The organism is Vibrio bivalvicida (genome assembly GCF_001399455.2).
GTDB lineage: Bacteria > Pseudomonadota > Gammaproteobacteria > Enterobacterales > Vibrionaceae > Vibrio > Vibrio bivalvicida.
On record NZ_LLEI02000075.1, the window covers coordinates 69,725 to 87,614 of the forward strand.

The 17,890-nt window shown below is 44.3% G+C and carries 14 protein-coding genes; 9 read left to right on the plus strand and 5 right to left on the minus strand.

Annotation, left to right across the window (positions count from 1 at the left end):
• Positions 1–370: 370 nt before the first annotated feature.
• Positions 371–979, minus strand: coding sequence for a peroxiredoxin (locus APB76_RS19465; RefSeq protein ID WP_004747907.1), 609 nt, complete (start codon positions 977–979; stop codon positions 371–373).
• 199 nt (positions 980–1,178) lie between these two features.
• Here APB76_RS19465 and APB76_RS19470 point away from each other — a divergent pair, with 199 nt between their 5' ends.
• The 3 genes from APB76_RS19470 to aceA all read left to right on the plus strand — a co-directional run bounded on the left by APB76_RS19470 (position 1,179) and on the right by aceA (position 5,836).
• Positions 1,179–2,084, plus strand: coding sequence for a hydrogen peroxide-inducible genes activator (locus tag APB76_RS19470; RefSeq protein WP_049846991.1), 906 nt, complete (start codon positions 1,179–1,181; stop codon positions 2,082–2,084).
• Positions 2,085–2,747: 663 nt separating this feature from the next.
• The gene (aceB, locus tag APB76_RS19475; RefSeq protein ID WP_054962389.1) at positions 2,748–4,394 is read left to right on the plus strand and encodes a malate synthase A; all 1,647 of its coding nucleotides are present in this window, start codon (positions 2,748–2,750) and stop codon (positions 4,392–4,394) included.
• A gap of 128 nt (positions 4,395–4,522) precedes the next feature.
• Positions 4,523–5,836, plus strand: a complete 1,314-nt coding sequence (aceA, locus tag APB76_RS19480; protein ID WP_054962388.1) for an isocitrate lyase — start codon at positions 4,523–4,525, stop codon at positions 5,834–5,836.
• Positions 5,837–6,088: 252 nt separating this feature from the next.
• Here the strand turns inward: aceA and APB76_RS19485 are convergent, their stop codons facing one another.
• From APB76_RS19485 to APB76_RS19495, 3 genes are all read right to left on the minus strand, one after another.
• Complete coding sequence (locus APB76_RS19485; RefSeq protein ID WP_049846480.1) at positions 6,089–7,012, minus strand: aminoimidazole riboside kinase; 924 nt, start codon at positions 7,010–7,012, stop codon at positions 6,089–6,091.
• 92 nt (positions 7,013–7,104) lie between these two features.
• Positions 7,105–8,478 (minus strand): PTS transporter subunit EIIC, encoded by a 1,374-nt coding sequence (locus APB76_RS19490; RefSeq protein ID WP_054962387.1) that lies wholly within the window; start codon positions 8,476–8,478, stop codon positions 7,105–7,107.
• Between the two features lie 16 nt (positions 8,479–8,494).
• Positions 8,495–9,943 carry a glycoside hydrolase family 32 protein gene (locus APB76_RS19495; RefSeq protein WP_049846482.1) on the minus strand — a complete coding sequence of 483 codons (1,449 nt, stop codon included), beginning with the start codon at positions 9,941–9,943 and terminating at the stop codon, positions 8,495–8,497.
• Between the two features lie 199 nt (positions 9,944–10,142).
• Between APB76_RS19495 and APB76_RS19500 the strand changes: the two genes are divergently transcribed.
• Positions 10,143–11,144, plus strand: coding sequence for a LacI family DNA-binding transcriptional regulator (locus APB76_RS19500; RefSeq protein WP_054962386.1), 1,002 nt, complete (start codon positions 10,143–10,145; stop codon positions 11,142–11,144).
• A gap of 50 nt (positions 11,145–11,194) precedes the next feature.
• Here APB76_RS19500 and APB76_RS19505 read toward each other — a convergent pair whose 3' ends face one another.
• A complete protein-coding gene (locus APB76_RS19505) occupies positions 11,195–11,635 on the minus strand; it encodes a CBS domain-containing protein (RefSeq protein ID WP_049846484.1) in 441 nt (146 codons plus the stop codon).
• A gap of 316 nt (positions 11,636–11,951) precedes the next feature.
• Here APB76_RS19505 and queA point away from each other — a divergent pair, with 316 nt between their 5' ends.
• From queA to secF, 5 genes are all read left to right on the plus strand, one after another.
• Positions 11,952–13,004, plus strand: coding sequence for a tRNA preQ1(34) S-adenosylmethionine ribosyltransferase-isomerase QueA (gene queA / locus APB76_RS19510; RefSeq protein ID WP_049846485.1), 1,053 nt, complete (start codon positions 11,952–11,954; stop codon positions 13,002–13,004).
• Positions 13,005–13,315: 311 nt separating this feature from the next.
• Positions 13,316–14,452, plus strand: coding sequence for a tRNA guanosine(34) transglycosylase Tgt (gene tgt, locus APB76_RS19515; protein ID WP_049846486.1), 1,137 nt, complete (start codon positions 13,316–13,318; stop codon positions 14,450–14,452).
• Positions 14,453–14,625: 173 nt separating this feature from the next.
• Positions 14,626–14,955, plus strand: coding sequence for a preprotein translocase subunit YajC (yajC, locus tag APB76_RS19520; protein WP_049846487.1), 330 nt, complete (start codon positions 14,626–14,628; stop codon positions 14,953–14,955).
• Positions 14,956–14,976: 21 nt separating this feature from the next.
• Complete coding sequence (gene secD, locus APB76_RS19525) at positions 14,977–16,833, plus strand: protein translocase subunit SecD (RefSeq protein WP_074181735.1); 1,857 nt, start codon at positions 14,977–14,979, stop codon at positions 16,831–16,833.
• Positions 16,834–16,842: 9 nt separating this feature from the next.
• Positions 16,843–17,790, plus strand: a complete 948-nt coding sequence (secF, locus tag APB76_RS19530; protein WP_049846489.1) for a protein translocase subunit SecF — start codon at positions 16,843–16,845, stop codon at positions 17,788–17,790.
• The last annotated feature ends 100 nt before the right edge of the window (positions 17,791–17,890 follow it).

Genomic DNA, 17,890 nt, shown 5'->3' on the forward strand with positions numbered 1-17,890 from the left:
GTTTGAATTCATTTAAAGACACCCTTCACTTTGAAGCCGTCACTGCAACGGATTTGGGTATCGAGCATCGTTGCTCTCAAATTAAGTTAAAGTCATCATAAAGAGAGGTTGTGAGACTTTAAAGAGCTGAAATAGATAAAGTCTGTAAGCCGATATTTTTTGTCTCTTTGGCGATATGTTGTCTTTTTGCCTATATTGATGATTTCGCTAATCATCATTTGATACTAGGAAAAAAAAGAGCCCGAAGCGGTGCTTCGGGCTCTTGAGTAAGACTTTACTTATAACTGATTGGCGCTGCGCTTTTTGCGCTTATATAGCTTTATACTACCAACCGTTCATACCCGTGAGCTTGGGTATGTGAAACAAGTAATTACTTGCTTAGGTCTTCTGCGTGCTCAGATAGGAACGCTGCAACACCTTTTGGAGATGCATCCATTCCAGCTTTACCTTCTTCCCACTGTGCAGGACATACTTCACCATTTTTCTGGTGGAAGTTTAGAGCGTCAACCATGCGTAGCATTTCATCGATGTTACGGCCTAGAGGTAGGTCGTTAACTACTTGGTGACGTACAAGGCCTTCTTCGTCGATTAAGAAAGAACCACGGAAAGCAACGCCTGCTTCTGGGTGCTCAACGTCGTACGCTTTACAGATTTCGTGCTTAACGTCAGCAACTAGTGGGTACTTAACTTGACCGATACCGCCATCTTCGATAGCAGTGTTACGCCATGCGTTGTGTGAGAACTGAGAATCGATAGAAACACCGATTACTTCAACACCTTTAGCTTGGAAATCAGCTAGGCGGTTGTCGAAAGCGATTAGCTCAGATGGGCAAACGAAAGTGAAATCTAGTGGGTAGAAGAAAACTACTGCTTTCTTACCTTTAGTGAATTCTGCAAAGTTGAAGTTATCAACGATCTCGCCGTTACCTAGAACAGCAGCAGCAGTAAAATCTGGGGCTTGACGACCTACTAGTACCATTTTTTTGCTCCTAAAATATATGGTTAGTTCCAAACCAAGCTTGTTGTTTTTGGTTTGGTCCGTGTTTGTACGCGACAAACTATAGTACACATTGTAGTATGTAAAAAAGCGAATTAAATAGATTAAGTTAATCGAAAAAAGCGATAAGTTGGATTTTATTAACTTGGTCAATATCTACCCGGAAATTGTAAATAAATCTATGAATAAGTGGCCTAGCCTCAAACAGTTACATTATCTGATCACCTTGTATGAAACCCGCCATTTTAGTGATGCAGCTGAAAAATGCTTCGTTAGCCAATCGACCTTAAGTAAAGGCATTCAGAACTTTGAAGAGCTGATTGGGTGCCCTCTTTATGAAAAGAAAGATAAAAAGAGCCCGCTAGTCTTTACTAGGGCAGGAGAACTCGTTGTTCAGCAAGGGCGAGAGCTACTGGCTAAAGGGCAAGACTTAGTCGAGTTGGGACGCCTGTGCCAAGGTGGGGAAATGGAAGGGCAGTTGCGCGTCGGCTGTATTCCGACGATTGCTCCTTTCTTGTTGTGCGATTTAGTTCAGGAAGTCAACCAGCGTTTTCCACAGCTTAACCTTCTATTAAGAGAAGACACCACTACTAATTTATTAGATGCGCTTCGTCATGGTGAACTTGATGTGCTGATTTTGGCGTTGCCGGTTGAAATTGACGGTATGGACAGTCGAATTGTGGGTAACGACCCTTTCCGGATGATCATCAGTCAAAACCAAGCCGACGCAATTCAAACACCGATTAAATATGCTGACTTGCCAAATGAGTTCGTCTTTCTATTAGAGAAAGAACACTGCTTAACAGAGCATGCGGTCTCTGCGTGCCAGCTCACCGACAAAGAAAAGATTAATCCGTTTTCTGCTACGAGTTTACACACCTTGGTTCAAATGGTGGCCAACGGAATGGGCACCACCTTTATCCCGCAAATGGCGATTGATCACGGTTTGATTGAAAACCAAAATTTGGTTGTGGTCGATGCACCTGGGCAACAGGCTCATCGCCATATTGGCTTAGTTTGGCGTCCAAGCTCGTCTCGAGTGAATACTTTTAATCAATTAGCAGATGTTGTATCAGAGCTACTTTAGCGATAAGTCGTAGCTGATTACCTAGTTATATCCATAAAAAACGCACTGGGTTTTGTGCGTTTTTTAGCATTTTATTCTGTTGGTAAACTTTAACTTGTAAAATTTCACAAAGAAATCTTGATGAAGCTTTCATTAAATTGTGAAATTTCACAGTGTCAATTTTACAACCAGTCAAATTTTCCCTGTTTGATCTCTCCGTTGCATATCATCTATAAGCCCAGCCCTAATTGGGTTTTCTCTCAATCGCTGATAATCAAACGTTTGTTTAAAACGTTTTTACAAGCTTAATTTTACTGTAATTAAATTACGTAATTACTTACGTTTTGGTGACCCAAATCAATAGTTTTAGGCTGACCGAATAAAACTTTGAATTTAACGGTTTGTTTACTTTTGCTCTTTTACTTAAACGCATGTTGGTATAGCTTAAATGCAGGCTTAGTAAGACTTATGTCTAGATTGAAAAGCGGTTTCTGCTCAGTCAATCTAATAGCCGATGAAACAAAAAAAACCAAACAAGCGATGGTCAATGTGGATGTTTGATTGTTGTTTGATAGTTACAAATGTAACTTGAAATAGACCAAGCAATACCCGAGTGACAGAAACAAATTAAAGGTGAGTGAACAGCACCCAGTTTCAACACTCTGGATAGTTAAGGAAGAAATTATGCTTGCCAACACACCAGATAGAGAAGAAACAACAGTAGAAGCCCAAGAAACCCTACTAACCGAAGGCATGCTTGATGTCACTGGTACCCTTTCACCAGAGCATCAGGCGATTTTCCCTGTTGAAGCCCAAACCTTTTTGTCTCTGCTGTGTGACAAGTTTGCTGGCCGAGTTGACGAGCTACTGGCTACTCGTGAAGAGAAGCAGGCGCGCATCGACGCTGGCGAAATGCCGGATTTTCTTGAAGATACGTTAGATATCAGGGAAGGAAGCTGGAAGATCCAAGGGATTCCAAAAGATCTGCAAGATCGCCGCGTTGAGATTACAGGTCCAACTGATCGAAAAATGGTGATTAATGCACTGAACGCCAACGTAAAAGTGTTCATGGCGGATTTTGAAGACTCTTTGGCTCCGGCTTGGGATAAGGTGCTTGATGGTCAAATTAACCTGCGCGATGCGGTAAATGGCGACATCAGTTACACCAATCCGGTTAATGGTAAGCACTATGAGCTGGAACAAGATCCAGCAGTTTTAATCTGCCGCGTACGTGGTCTACATCTAAAAGAAAAACACGTGACATTTAACGGTCAGATTATCCCGGGGGCGCTGTTTGACTTTGCGCTTTACTTTTACAACAACTACACCAGCTTGTTGAAAAAAGGCAGCGGACCTTATTTTTATCTTCCTAAGTTGCAGTCTCATCACGAAGCGAAATGGTGGAGCGAGGTATTCCACTTTACTGAAGACTACTTTGGTTTAGACACTGGCACTATCAAAGCAACTGTACTGATAGAAACGCTACCTGCGGTATTTGAGATGGATGAAATTTTGTTCTCTCTTAAAGAGCATATCGTAGGTCTAAACTGTGGTCGATGGGACTATATCTTTAGCTACATTAAAACCCTAAAAAGACACCCCGATCGCGTGCTGCCGGATCGTCAGGTGGTAACAATGGATAAGCCGTTCCTAAATGCATATTCGCGTTTACTTGTTCGTACCTGTCACAAGCGTGGTGCTTTCGCTATGGGAGGGATGGCCGCCTTTATCCCAGCGAAAGACCCGCAAACCAATCAACAAGTGCTAGATAAAGTTCATAACGATAAATCGCTAGAAGCCAACAATGGGCACGATGGAACTTGGGTTGCTCACCCTGGGCTTGCAGACACTGCGTTAACGGTATTTGATTTAGCACTAGGTGAACGAAACAACCAGTTGAACGTCTCTCGTAAACAGGATGCACCAGTAACGGCTGAAGACTTGCTTGCTCCGTGCGATGGGGCGATTACTGAGCAAGGCATGCGTCACAACATCCGTGTTGCGCTGCAATACATCGAATCTTGGATTTCGGGTAACGGCTGTGTACCTATCTATGGATTGATGGAAGATGCCGCGACTGCAGAAATCTCCCGCGCTTCAATCTGGCAATGGATTCAACACGGTAAATCGCTCGACAATGGACAAACGGTGACTAAATCATTATTCGAGCAGTACTTAACAGAAGAGATCGAAGTGGTGAAAAGTGAGATTGGCCTAGAGCGTTATGACTCGGGTCGATTTGAAGAGGCTGCCAAATTGATGGCGAAACTCACCACCAGTGATGAACTGACTAATTTCTTAACTGTTCCAGGTTATGACTTCTTGGACTAAGTAAACCAATAACAACTCAACAATAACGTGAATGTTCTAAGGCAGAGATGGATGTACTGCCAAGGATAAAAGAAACATAGCGCCCATTTACCCATATAAGAAGCGCTCATCAAAAGAGGGATAGACCGATGACTAACTTAACTCGCCGCCAACAAATCGAAGCTCTGGAAAAAGACTGGGCTACTAATCCACGCTGGAAGAACGTTAAACGTCCTTACACGGCTGATGAAGTGGTAGAACTGCGTGGTTCAATGGTACCTGCAAATACCATCGCTCAACGTGGTGCAGACAAGCTATGGTCACTGGTCAATGGTGACGCTAAGAAAGGCTATGTAAACTGTTTAGGTGCTCTAACTGGTGGTCAAGCTGTACAGCAGGCGAAAGCTGGTATCGAGGCGATTTACCTTTCAGGTTGGCAGGTAGCGGCTGATAACAATACGGCATCAACCATGTACCCTGACCAGTCTCTATATCCAGTAGACTCTGTACCTTCAGTGGTTAAGCGTATCAACAACTCCTTTCGCCGCGCAGACCAAATCCAGTGGTCTAACGGTAAGTCACCAGCCGATGAAGGCGGCATTGATTACTTTCTGCCAATCGTAGCGGATGCAGAAGCAGGCTTTGGTGGCGTACTTAACGCATACGAGCTAATGAAGTCGATGATCGACGCGGGTGCTGCAGGCGTACACTTTGAAGACCAACTTGCTTCAGTGAAAAAGTGTGGCCATATGGGTGGTAAGGTTCTTGTACCGACTCAAGAAGCAGTACAGAAGCTTGTAGCAGCACGTCTAGCCGCAGACGTATCAGGTACCACAACGTTAGTGATTGCACGTACTGATGCTAACGCAGCAGACTTAATTACTTCAGATTGCGACGCTTACGATGCAGACTTCATTCAAGGTGAACGTACTCAAGAAGGTTTCTACCGCGTACGCGCCGGTATCGACCAAGCAATTGCTCGCGGCCTAGCTTATGCGCCATACGCAGACCTTATCTGGTGTGAAACTGCAACACCTTGTCTGGAAGAAGCGCGCAAGTTTGCCGAAGCGATTCATGCTGAATACCCTGATCAGCTGTTGGCATACAACTGTTCTCCTTCATTTAACTGGGAGAAGAACCTAGATGCTGAAACCATTGCGAAATTCCAACAAGAGCTATCGGATATGGGCTACAAGTACCAGTTCATTACTCTAGCGGGCATCCACAATATGTGGTTCAACATGTTTGAACTAGCGCATGACTACGCGCAAGGTGAAGGTATGCGCCACTACGTTGAGAAAGTACAGCGTCCTGAGTTCCAAGCAGCAGAAAAAGGTTACACCTTCGTAGCGCACCAGCAAGAGGTTGGTACAGGTTACTTTGATAAGATGACCAATACCATCCAAGGTGGTAACTCTTCAGTCACGGCTCTGACAGGGTCAACCGAAGAAGACCAATTTTAATCCCTAGCCAGTAACCTGATATCAGTTGGCTACAAATACAGGCTTTAGATGACTGATATCGGGATTTGGTATTTTAACTAGCATAAACTTTGACATGCTTTGAGCGGTGCAGACCGCTCCTTTTTATTCGCTTCTCGTTAGTTATCGCTTGGTGCATAACCGCTACAGAACTTAGGTTGACTTGAGCATTAAGCCGCAGGAAGCAGCCAACCTTTCACTCATGAATTACGCTGAACAACTCACAAATAGATGCTAGTTAGATAGGAATTCGAGCAGTTCCGTTTGACTCGGAAGCGCGCTCATTGCCCCTTTTTCGGTTGTTGCCAATGCGCCACATCCGTTGCCCCAACGAACCGCTTCCAGAATATTGAATTCTTGCTGCCAATCATCGCATTGTGATAGATAGGCGAGCAACCCACTGACAAATGCATCACCAGCTCCTGTGGTATCGACCACGTTTACAGAGCGTGATTTCACTTGATGCCTCTGACCGTTAGCTATTGCAAGCGCACCATCTTCACCTAATGTTATCAGTACAAGTGGAATTGAGTGGCGAGAGAGTGCAGCTAGTCCCTCGTCTAGAGACGATGTATCGGTTAAATAGAGCAGCTCTTGTTCTGAAAACTTCACGACATCTGCTATTTGAATTGCGCTCATCACGACTTGGCGGATCTCTTGAGGTTTTTGCCATACCTCATCGCGCAGATTTGGATCGAAGCTGACATAGCCTTTAGCATCCTTGATGGCGTTCATTGCTGTTAATGTGGTTGAACGGCTTGGCTCGTTGGCAAGAGCAATCGAGCAACAATGGAGCCATTGGTTAGCCTGAAACGTCGGAATATCGGTCAACTGAGTAAACTGATCAGCACTTGGCTTGACCATAAAAGTAAATGAGCGCTCACCTTGGTCATCAAGGTCAACTATGACCGTTGAGGTGCGGTGTTGATAATCTAGGGTGAGATGAGAAACGTCAATATTTTCATCGGTTAACACATCAGCCATAAAACGGCCCAGCGGGTCACTGCCCACACGACCAAAAAATCCGCATTGACCAGCAAGCCTTGCAATACCCACCGCCACATTTGCTGGTGCGCCACCAGGACATTTTAAGTAGCTGTTATCACTTTCAGGAATGAGGTCTACCACGGCATCGCCAGTCAGCCAAACTTTGTTCATTTTTCGTTCCTTACAAAAGTGCCCATCGGAGCATAGCAAGATGGGCAAAGACGTTAGTACACCTAGGGGGTGGTGTACCAACGAAAATAATGTTAATGACTATTTTTTACTGGGTTGTAGATTCGAGTCAGTACAAAAGAGGTTGCGAACGCACTGGCAATAACCGTCAAGTAGCCTAAAACAGCAGAGAATGATTGTGAGTATAGTAAAATGCCCGGTATAAATGTGATTCCCATGCCTGTCGCGCTGATATTGAGGATATAAGTAACTAATCCACCTACCGCGCCGCCAATCATGCCAAACAAAAACACCTTGCCGTATTGCAGATTCACGCCGAATAGCAGAGGTTCTGTGATGCCAAATAGTGTCGACATTGACGCGCTGTACGCATTGCTTTTCTTCAGTTTGTCTTTAAGCAGGGTAGCCACAGCAATAGCTGCCCCAAATTGGCCTGCCATGGATGCTGTGCCTAGAGGTTGAAGTGGATTTACGCCAGTTTCATTAAGCAGCCCAATTTCTATCACACCCAGAGCATGGTGTAAGCCGGTAATGACGATCATTTGCTGAACGGCACCATAGAGGATGTAACCTAGTCCCAGTGGCAAGTCGAGTGCCATACGAACGAGAGATGTGCAGCCGTGTTCAATGGTTTGCAGAATAGGGCCAAAGCCGAATAGAATCACAAACACTGCAATGGTAATCGTTAAAAATGGAGTAAAGACTAAATCCATGCTGGCAGGAATAAAGCGACGTAGGTTACGCTCTAAGTACGAGACAAACCAACCGGCAAATATCGCAGGCAGTACCGTGCCCTGATAGCCAACCAGTGGGAAGTTGATTCCAAGTAGATTAACCATCATCGGATCGGCGCCACCATTGGCGACAACCCAAGCGTTAGGTAGTTGTGGGGCAACCATCATCAAGCCAACAACAATGGCGATAATTGCATTGCCACCAAATTTCTTTGCCGCAGAGTAAGCGATTAAAACGGGTAGGAAGGCAAAGGCGGTATCAGTTAACATACTAAAGAGCGCAAGCGTTTCCGGTGAAAAATCGACACCAGAATGCAGCATCATGCCACGTAGACCCATCAACAGACCAGTGGTGACTAGTGCAGGGATCAATGGGATTAATATATCAGCTAAGGTACGAACGACTTTTTGGCTGGCGGTCATATCAGCGAAAGCGTCTTGTTTGAAGTCGGTAGTTTCAAACTCTCCTCCGAGTGCACGTTTTAGTGAATCATATACATGAGAAACCTTGCCTGTACCGATGATAAATTGGTGTTGCCCTGATTGGTAAAAGTAGCCACTTATCTGGTTAATCTCTTTCGCTTTATCTGTGTTGACCTTGTTATTGTCTTTAAGGATTAGGCGCAGGCGAGTCGCGCAGTGTTCTGCGTTACGGATGTTGCCTAGGCCCCCGATACTTTCCAGTATTTCGTTTACGGTAGCGTCATAATTCATTCTGTTCACCACTTTATTATATTGTAAGGTAGGTTAGTTGGGTATTGAGCTTCGCAACGTTTTCAACAGATATATTCAACTGGTGGCTTTCTTGCTTAGGGAAGAAAAGACAGGTAAATACATCTCGACCATTGTTAATATAAATTTCAATAATGCTCTGGTCGCATATGAAAGAAATATTGTTAATGTCGTAGTCTGTAAGGTGTTGACGTTTACAACCATATTTCCAATTTAGGGGGTGATGGTCATATAACTCTCTATCTAAAGTAATAGAGTTACTATTGATAGTGAGAGTTAGCTCGTTACCACTTTGTGTATTTAGTGATATGGTTAAATTCTGAGTATTAGATAAATTATCTAGTGTTAAAGAAAATGATAAACTTTCTAGTTTAACTCCTTGGTTAATTAACAAATGTCCATTTTGTTTGTTGAATGAATTTGAATTAATTATGTTCGGTTTTTGCAGCAGTCTATTGTTTTCGACCGCAAGTTCTCTTGTTAAGGTTAAGCAATTAATCCAACCATATTGTTCGCTCGGTAAGTGTTCATCAGTTCCAGCCCATGCAATTAATGTTTGTTGTTTTGGAGCATTCGCCAATGTCTGTGGTGCGTAGAAGTCAAAGCCTCGATCCAACTCATCCCAGTGAGATACTTCAAATGTTAGTTGCTCAAAGTCGAAACGACCTAAGCAATAGATAACATTGAATTTGTTGTGGAATCGAGTTCCATCAGCAGTAACGCCTTGCGGAGAGAAGATCAGTACGTCATTGCCATCGACCTGCAGAAGGTCAGGGCATTCATACATGTATGCGTCAAGGAACTTACCATCTACTTGAATGTCGAGTGGCCCTTTGTAGTGCCAATCTAAAAGATCTTGAGATTGATAAACAATGATCTCACCTTGTAAGCCTGCCTCTCGTTGAGCGCCGAGCAACATAAGGTAGTCGTTACCGTGTTTGATGATTTTAGGATCGCGTACATGGCCGCTGTAGCCTTGAGGCACGGATTCAATTACAGGATTGAGCGTGTGTTTGGTTACCTGGTTGTTATTATCCAAAATTGCTAAGCACTGATTAGCATCACGTTCATCACCTCGTTTTACATTTCCGGTATAGAAAAGATAAGCATGTTCGTTTTTAACTAGAGCAGATCCGGAATAAGCACCATGGGATTCATAACTTTCTGTTGGTGTTATTTGTGAACCATGTTCATGCCAATTTAATAAATCATCTGAGGTTAGATGCATCCAATGCTTTAATCCATGGTATGTGTCAAAAGGAAACCACTGATAAAACAAATGATATTGCTTATTGAAATAGCAAAAACCATTTGGATCATTTAATAACCCATGAGGTGGAGTTATATGAAACAAAGGTCGAAAGGTTGAGTTTGATTTTATTTTCTCAAACTTTTCTTTATCTGATTCAGTCGCCATACTGATTGTTTGGTATTTTTGTTGTTGCACTGCTCGTTACCTAATAACCTTGGGTTGAGAAAATCATAATGACGCTTAGAAATCGTTGAAATAGTGGTGAAGATTTAATGGCTAGAATTGGAGGGAAATTGAACGAATTAAGATTGTCTTGTGATGTAACACAAAGTCTTGTTACATGGTGTTGGTTAATATGTAGTGGCAAGTGATTGGTAGTTTGGATGAGTATGCAATGACAATTCGAGATGTAGCAAAAAGAGCAGGAGTCTCAATTGCAACTGTATCGCGAGTGTTGAATGGTAATGAGCGCGTTTCGGCAGAGGCGAAGCAAGCCGTTGAAGCAGCAATGAATGAGCTTAACTATCAGAAACCGCCAGAAAAGCGAAAGAGTCCGACTAAACTATTTGCGGTCATCGTGCGTAACATGTCTAATCCCTTTTTCTCACAGTTAGTCGATGTACTGGAAGAAGAAGCGTATAAACATGGACGCAGTTTGTTGCTATTTAATAGCCGTAATAACCTTCAGCTAGAGAAAACTTTCTTTTCTGAGTGTATCAATCATAAAGTGGATGGTGTGTTTCTTGTTCCTCGTTCTTTGAAGAAAGAGCACTTAGCACCGCTCAATGCATTGCCCTTTCCAGTGGTACTTTTAACTGCGACGTCCGAGAATACCATTAGTATAGGTACACACCACCAACATGGCGGCGAGCTAGCTGCAAAGCACTTTATCCAGCAAGGTTATCGTCGTGTAGGCTATATCGGTGCTAGCAATACGCAGTCTGATCGTTTGTTGGGCTATCGAAGTGCACTGAATCAATTGGGGATAGAGCTTGCAGAGTCGAGAGTTCTTGCACCGTACGACTTAAATAGTTTGCATCAATTTATTGATGAGCAAATCACCTTAAGTGAACAGCCGTTGGAAGGCGTGTTTTGCTCAGACGATATTTCAGCCAGTCACCTACACAGTGCCTTGCGAGAAAAGCAAGTGAAGCAGCATGTCGATATTATCGGCTTTGATGATACTTTTATTGCTCAGTCATTAGGTTTTTCTAGCGTTAAGCAGCCAATCAGAAAGATTGCCTTACTTGGTTTTGACATGATGATTGAAGTGATCCAACAGTCCTCTTTTCAGCAGCGCCTGGTGTTGCTTGAGCCTACACTTACGGTGCGCGATCAACCTTCGTTTAGAGTCATGCCCCGCCAGCCAGAAATCTTGCGAAATAATGAACCATAACGCTAAGGGCTGTGCGCCTCTTAGCGCCAATCATTCGTTGTAATAAATGCTCAGTCAATTTCTTCCGGTTCGACTTCTTCTTGTAATTCGAGCAAGTTAATTGCGATAGTGACAAAATCACTGTCGGTAATGATGCCGACCAACTGACCTTTTTCAACCACAGGTAAGCAACCCACTTTGTGTTTTTGCATGTAAACGGCGCTTTCTTTTAATCCTGCTTGTGGCGCAACTGACATGAGGCTAGTTTTCATCACTTCATACAGCGGCGTAGTAAATGTGTAGGATTGGCTTTCGGGGAGTTTTTGCAAGCTCGACTCTTGAGCGGCAAGGACATCTCGCTGTGAGACGACACCGAGCAGTTTTCTATCCGCGTCGATGATAGGAACATGACGGATATCAAGTGCTTCCATCATGTTTTTGGCATCAGCGAGATTGTGGGAGCGGAGAAGCGTATGCGGATTACGCGTCATCATGTCTTCTACCTTAATCATGGCTGCCTCCTGAGTTATTATTCTTGGCTCTTTAAATATAGTAATTTTCTGATTCAGAGTTTGAGAGCTAAACGAGTTTTTACTGCTATAACCACCACTTTTTTGCGATCAATCAACTGGTGAATCGTTCTACAACTGTATTGATTGGCTTAACAGTTATCAGGCGCAAAAGATTACAATAATTCACATCTCTTTCCTTGCTATTGCTAGCGCGCAGAATATACTAGTCGGCTGCGAAAAACTCGTCGTCTGTTTGTGACAGAACCAGTTCGACTTCCATCACGACAAGATAAACCACGACAAAAGATTTAGTGACATGCAAGTATCAGATTTCCACTTTGACTTACCTGATGAGCTGATTGCTCGTTACCCTCAGCCAGAACGTACAGCTAGCCGTTTGCTTCAACTCAATGGCGATAGTGGTGAGCTAAACGATGGCACGTTTACCGATGTACTAAACCACGTGCAACCGGGCGATCTCGTGGTTTTCAATAACACTCGCGTGATTCCTGCACGAATGTTTGGGCGTAAAGAGTCTGGCGGTAAGCTTGAGGTTCTTGTTGAGCGTGTTCTTGATGAGAAGAGTATCCTAGCTCATGTTCGCTGTTCTAAGTCACCGAAGCCGGGCTCAACCATTTTTATTGGTGAGAACGACGAGTACTCAGCGCAAATGGTTGCGCGTCATGACGCGCTGTTCGAGCTGAAATTCAATTCAGAACAAAACGTTTTGGCTGTATTGGAAGAAATTGGTCACATGCCACTTCCACCCTACATTGATCGCCCAGATGAAGATTCAGATAAAGAGCGCTATCAAACTGTTTACAATCAAAAGCCAGGTGCCGTTGCTGCGCCAACCGCAGGATTGCACTTTGATGAGCCTTTAATTGAAAAAATCAAAGAGAAAGGCGCTGAGTTGGCTTACGTGACACTTCATGTTGGGGCAGGCACTTTCCAACCGGTTAAAGTTGATAATATCAATGAGCACCACATGCACGCAGAGTATGTGGAAGTACCGCAACAAGTGGTTGAAGCGATCAATGCGGCTAAAGCGCGTGGCGGTCGAATCATTGCCGTCGGGACAACATCAGTTCGTTCTCTAGAAAGTGCAGCGCAAGATGCATTGAAAAAAGGCACTGAGCTAGCCCCTTTCTTCGGCGATACAGAAATTTTTATCTACCCAGGTTACGAATATCAGTTAGTCGATTGCTTAATCACTAACTTCCACCTGCCAGAGTCAACGTTGATTATGTTAGTGAGTGCATTCGCAGGTTATGAAAATACCATGAATGCCTACAAGCATGCTGTAGAGAATAAGTATCGCTTCTTCTCGTATGGCGACTCAATGTTTATTAAAAAGAAAACGGCATAGGTTACTTTGAGAGATTCCTGATATCTTGTCCCTAGATTCGGGAATGACAAATTTTGCTATCGCAAGGCGAACATGTCATTCCGTTGAGTGGGGAACTCAGACTCTGTCATTCCATAGAGTGAGGAACGAACGAATAGGGAATCTCTTATGTTCAGCATTGAGCTGAACGCAAATAATTTACGAGTGCTAGCAGTAGGCTAGGACGCAAACCAAAAAAGTTGGTTTGTATCTCGCATGGAAGGCGACCGCTCCTTTAATGGGGATAACCCCGAAAATATCGTCAGACTGTTTCTCTGACAACCGGAGGCTTCGTGAAGTTAAAATTCGATCTTAAGAAAAAAGACGGTGTTGCACGCCGTGGTCAACTGACCTTTGAACGTGGCACAGTTCAAACACCAGCATTTATGCCGGTAGGTACATACGGTACTGTTAAAGGCATGACGCCTGAAGAAGTAAAAGGTACGGGTGCTGAAATTCTGCTTGGTAACACTTTCCATCTATGGCTACGCCCTGGCCAGGAAGTGATGAAAATGCACGGTGACCTGCACGATTTTATGAACTGGCATGGTCCTATTCTTACTGATTCGGGCGGTTTTCAGGTATTCAGCCTAGGTAAGATGCGTACTATCACTGAGCAAGGTGTTCACTTCCGTAACCCGGTAAACGGTGACAAGATCTTCATGGATGCTGAAAAGTCGATGGAAATCCAAAAAGATCTAGGTTCAGACATCGTTATGATCTTCGACGAGTGTACGCCATACCCAGCGACACACGATGAAGCGAAGAAATCGATGGAGATGTCTTTGCGCTGGGCACAGCGTTCACGCGACCATTTCGATAAGTTAGAAAACCCGAACAACCTATTTGGTATTGTTCAAGGTGGTGTTTACGAAGATCTACGTGATGTGTCGGTTAAAGGTCTAACAGAGATCGGTTTTGACGGCTACGCGGTTGGTGGTCTTGCTGTAGGTGAGCCGAAAGAAGACATGCACCGTATTCTTGAACACACGTGTCCACAACTTCCGGAAGACAAACCTCGTTACCTAATGGGTGTTGGCAAACCAGAAGATTTGGTAGAAGGTGTACGCCGTGGTATCGACATGTTCGATTGCGTAATGCCAACGCGTAACGCTCGTAATGGCCACCTATTTGTAACTGGTGGTGTGATCAAGATCCGTAATGCGAAACATAAAACGGATACAACTCCGTTAGATCCATACTGTGACTGTTACACTTGTCAGAACTACAGCAAGTCGTACCTTCACCACTTAGAGCGTTGTAACGAAATCTTGGGTGCTCGTCTAAATACAATTCACAACCTACGTTACTACCAACGACTAATGGAAAGTATTCGTAAAGCGATTGACGAAGATCGCTTCGATGAGTTCGTTACTGAGTTTTATGAACGCCGTGGTCGTGAAGTGCCACCGCTAGCAAAAGAACAGTAATTACTGGTTAAAAGAATTAGAGCCTTTGGCATTACGCCAGAGGCTTTTGCTAATAAAGTAGGCAAACGCAGGTTATTTTTGAGAGAGCGATCTCTATTAGTCACTCTCAGACTTGAAACTAAAATGCGAAAGCCCAACTTGGATATTAATAAAAAATAATAGAGGACTTTTTAATGTTTATTTCTCAAGCTCACGCAGCAGCAGAAGGCGCTCCAGCAGGCGGCGGTTTTGAAATGCTAATCATGCTAGGTATGTTTGCGGTGATCTTCTACTTTATGATCTACCGTCCACAAGCTAAGCGTGTAAAAGAGCACAAGGGCCTAATGGCTTCGATGGGCAAAGGTGATGAAGTTCTAACAAGCGGTGGCCTAGTAGGTAAAATTACTAAGATCGCAGAAGAGAACGACTACATCTCTATCGAGCTGAACTCAAACAACGAAGTTGTTATCAAGAAAGATTTCGTTACTGCAGTGTTACCAAAAGGTACGCTTAAGTCTCTATAAAACAGCTAGAGGATCCTCGCTGTGCTAAACCGCTATCCTATATGGAAGTACCTGATGGTGGTGTTTACCATCGCTATTGCTGCATTGTATGCACTTCCAAATGTCTACGGTGAAGATCCGGCTATTCAAGTTACAGGGGCGCGTGGCGCCTCTGTAGATATGTCAACGCTGGATTCTGTCACTCAGGCTCTTGAAAAACAGGGCCTATCTCATAAATCCATTGCTCTCGAAAATGGATCTATTCTCGTACGTTTTAACGACACTGATACACAAATCAGTGCACGCGATATTATCAATGAAGCACTTGGTAGCGATAAAATTGTTGCTCTAAACCTTGCGCCTGCAACGCCAGATTGGCTTGAGTCTATTGGTGCTGCTCCAATGAAGCTCGGTCTTGACCTGCGTGGTGGTGTTCATTTCTTAATGGAAGTGGACATGGATGCTGCAATGGAAAAACTGGTTGGGCAGCAAGAGGAAGCCTTCCGAAGTGAACTTCGTGAAGAGAAAATTCGTTACCGCGCAATTCGTCCTTCAGGCAAAGATGCGGTTGAAGTTTTACTGCGTAATGAAGAACAGTTAGCTGATGCTGAGCGCATTCTAAAGCAAAACCACCCAGATATGATTTTTACACAATCAGACTCTGATGGTCGCTTTGCGTTAACCGCTACTTTTACTGAGCAACGCTTAACTGAAATTCGCAACTATGCTGTTGAGCAGAACATCACTATTCTACGTAACCGTGTAAACGAACTCGGTGTTGCTGAACCACTTGTGCAACGTCAGGGTGCAAGCCGCATCGTTGTAGAGCTTCCTGGTGTTCAAGACACTGCGCGTGCGAAAGAAATTCTTGGTGCGACTGCAACGCTTGAGTTCCGTGAAGTAGACTCTAAAGCCGATCTAGCTGCGGCAGCCAATGGTCGAGCGCCAGCCGGTAGTGAAATTAAGCAAGATCGTGATGGCCGCCCTGTGGTGCTGAAAAAGCGCGTAATTCTAGGTGGTTCAAGTATTACTGATGCAAGCTCAAGTGTGGATGAATATGGCCGTCCTCAAGTTAACATCTCGCTAGATAGCGAAGGTGGCAATAAGATGTCTGCGTTCTCGAAAAAGAATATCGGTAAGCTGATGGCAACCGTGTTTGCTGAGTACAAAGACAGCGGTCGTCGCACGCCTGAGGGCAGAGTTATCTTGTCTAAGCATGAGGAAGTGATCAACCAAGCAACGATCCAATCGGCTCTTGGTCGTAACTTCCGTATTACAGGCATTGACTCTGCGGCAGAAGCACACAACCTAGCGTTGCTACTTCGAGCAGGTGCATTGATTGCGCCTATCTCTATCGTAGAAGAGCGTACTATTGGCCCATCTATGGGTCAGCAGAACATCGATATGGGCATTCAAGCGTGTATCTTTGGTTTAGCAGCGGTCATGCTGTTCTGTCTGGTGTACTACCGTAAATTTGGTCTGTTTGCTAACTGTGCCTTGATCGCTAACATCATTCTTATTATTGGCGTGATGTCGATGATCCCTGGCGCGACGATGACGCTACCCGGTATTGCCGGTATCGTTCTGACGGTGGGTATGGCGGTCGATGCCAACGTACTTATCTTTGAGCGTATTCGTGAAGAGCTGCGTGAAGGTCGTAACCCTCAACAAGCGATTCACCAAGGCTACGCTAACGCCTTCAGTACCATTGCCGATGCCAACATCACTACGCTAATTACTGCAATCATTCTATTTGCAGTCGGTACAGGTGCGATTAAAGGCTTTGCGGTAACGCTGTCTATCGGTATCTTGACCTCAATGTTCACTGCCATCATTGGTACACGTTGTATCGTGAACCTATTGTACGGCGGTAAACGCATTAACAAACTGTCGATCTAAGGAAGTAATATGTTTCAGTTATTGAAAACAGAAAAAACGATCGACTTTATGCGTTGGTCAAAGTTTGCGTTTATCTTTTCGATACTAATGATTGGTGCGTCAATCTTTACTCTATCAACCAAATGGCTGAATTGGGGTTTGGATTTTACTGGCGGTACCTTAATCGAAGTAGGGTTCGAACAGCCCGCTAACCTTGAAGATATCCGCGGCGCTCTTGAGGCTAAAGGCTTCGGCGATGCCACTGTTCAAAACTTTGGTAGTGCACGCGATGTTATGGTGCGTTTGCGCCCACGCGATGATGTCGCGGGTGAGAAGCTAGGCAACCAAATCCTTAATGCAATCAAAGATGGCACGGGTGAAAGTGTTGAAATGCGCCGTATCGAGTTTGTTGGCCCGAATGTCGGTGATGAGCTAACAGAAGCGGGGGGGCTTGCGATCCTTGTTTCTCTAATCTGTATCCTTATCTACGTTTCGGTACGATTCGAGTGGCGTTTGGCGGCAGGTGCAGTAATGGCGCTTACCCACGACGTTATCATAACGCTAGGCATCTTCTCACTGATGCAAATTGAAGTTGATTTGACGATCGTCGCGGCGCTATTGACCGTTGTCGGTTACTCGCTCAACGATACCATTGTTGTATTCGACCGTATCCGTGAAAACTTCCGTAAGATGCGAAAAGGTGAACCCGCAGAGATCATGAACAGCTCAATCACGCAGACTTTGAGCCGTACATTGATTACTTCGGGTACTACCTTATTCGTGGTTATTGCGTTGTTTACTCAAGGTGGCGCTTTGATTCACGGTTTTGCAACCGCACTGTTACTCGGTATTACGGTAGGTACTTACTCTTCAATCTATGTTGCTTCGGCACTGGCGTTGAAACTGGGAATTACCAAAGAACACTTAATGCCACCTCAAGTAGAAAAAGAAGGTGCAGAGTTCGACGAGATGCCATAAAGCATATTGAACTCGCTATACGAAAGCCGCTGAATCTCAGCGGCTTTATTGTTTTGATACCAATTAGAATAAATATCTGACCACCTACTTATCCTGATTG

Excerpts from the sequence above, each read along its gene's own strand:
- aceA (WP_054962388.1), top strand. The coding sequence starts at position 4,523 with ATGACTAACTTAACTCGCCGCCAACAAATCGAAGCTCTGGAAAAAGAC.
- APB76_RS19470 (WP_049846991.1), top strand. The coding sequence starts at position 1,179 with ATGAATAAGTGGCCTAGCCTCAAACAGTTACATTATCTGATCACCTTG.
- secF (WP_049846489.1), top strand. The coding sequence starts at position 16,843 with ATGTTTCAGTTATTGAAAACAGAAAAAACGATCGACTTTATGCGTTGG.
- APB76_RS19485 (WP_049846480.1), bottom strand. The coding sequence starts at position 7,012 with ATGAACAAAGTTTGGCTGACTGGCGATGCCGTGGTAGACCTCATTCCT.
- aceB (WP_054962389.1), top strand. The coding sequence starts at position 2,748 with ATGCTTGCCAACACACCAGATAGAGAAGAAACAACAGTAGAAGCCCAA.
- APB76_RS19505 (WP_049846484.1), bottom strand. The coding sequence starts at position 11,635 with ATGATTAAGGTAGAAGACATGATGACGCGTAATCCGCATACGCTTCTC.
- APB76_RS19500 (WP_054962386.1), top strand. The coding sequence starts at position 10,143 with ATGACAATTCGAGATGTAGCAAAAAGAGCAGGAGTCTCAATTGCAACT.
- APB76_RS19465 (WP_004747907.1), bottom strand. The coding sequence starts at position 979 with ATGGTACTAGTAGGTCGTCAAGCCCCAGATTTTACTGCTGCTGCTGTT.
- yajC (WP_049846487.1), top strand. The coding sequence starts at position 14,626 with ATGTTTATTTCTCAAGCTCACGCAGCAGCAGAAGGCGCTCCAGCAGGC.
- queA (WP_049846485.1), top strand. The coding sequence starts at position 11,952 with ATGCAAGTATCAGATTTCCACTTTGACTTACCTGATGAGCTGATTGCT.
- APB76_RS19490 (WP_054962387.1), bottom strand. The coding sequence starts at position 8,478 with ATGAATTATGACGCTACCGTAAACGAAATACTGGAAAGTATCGGGGGC.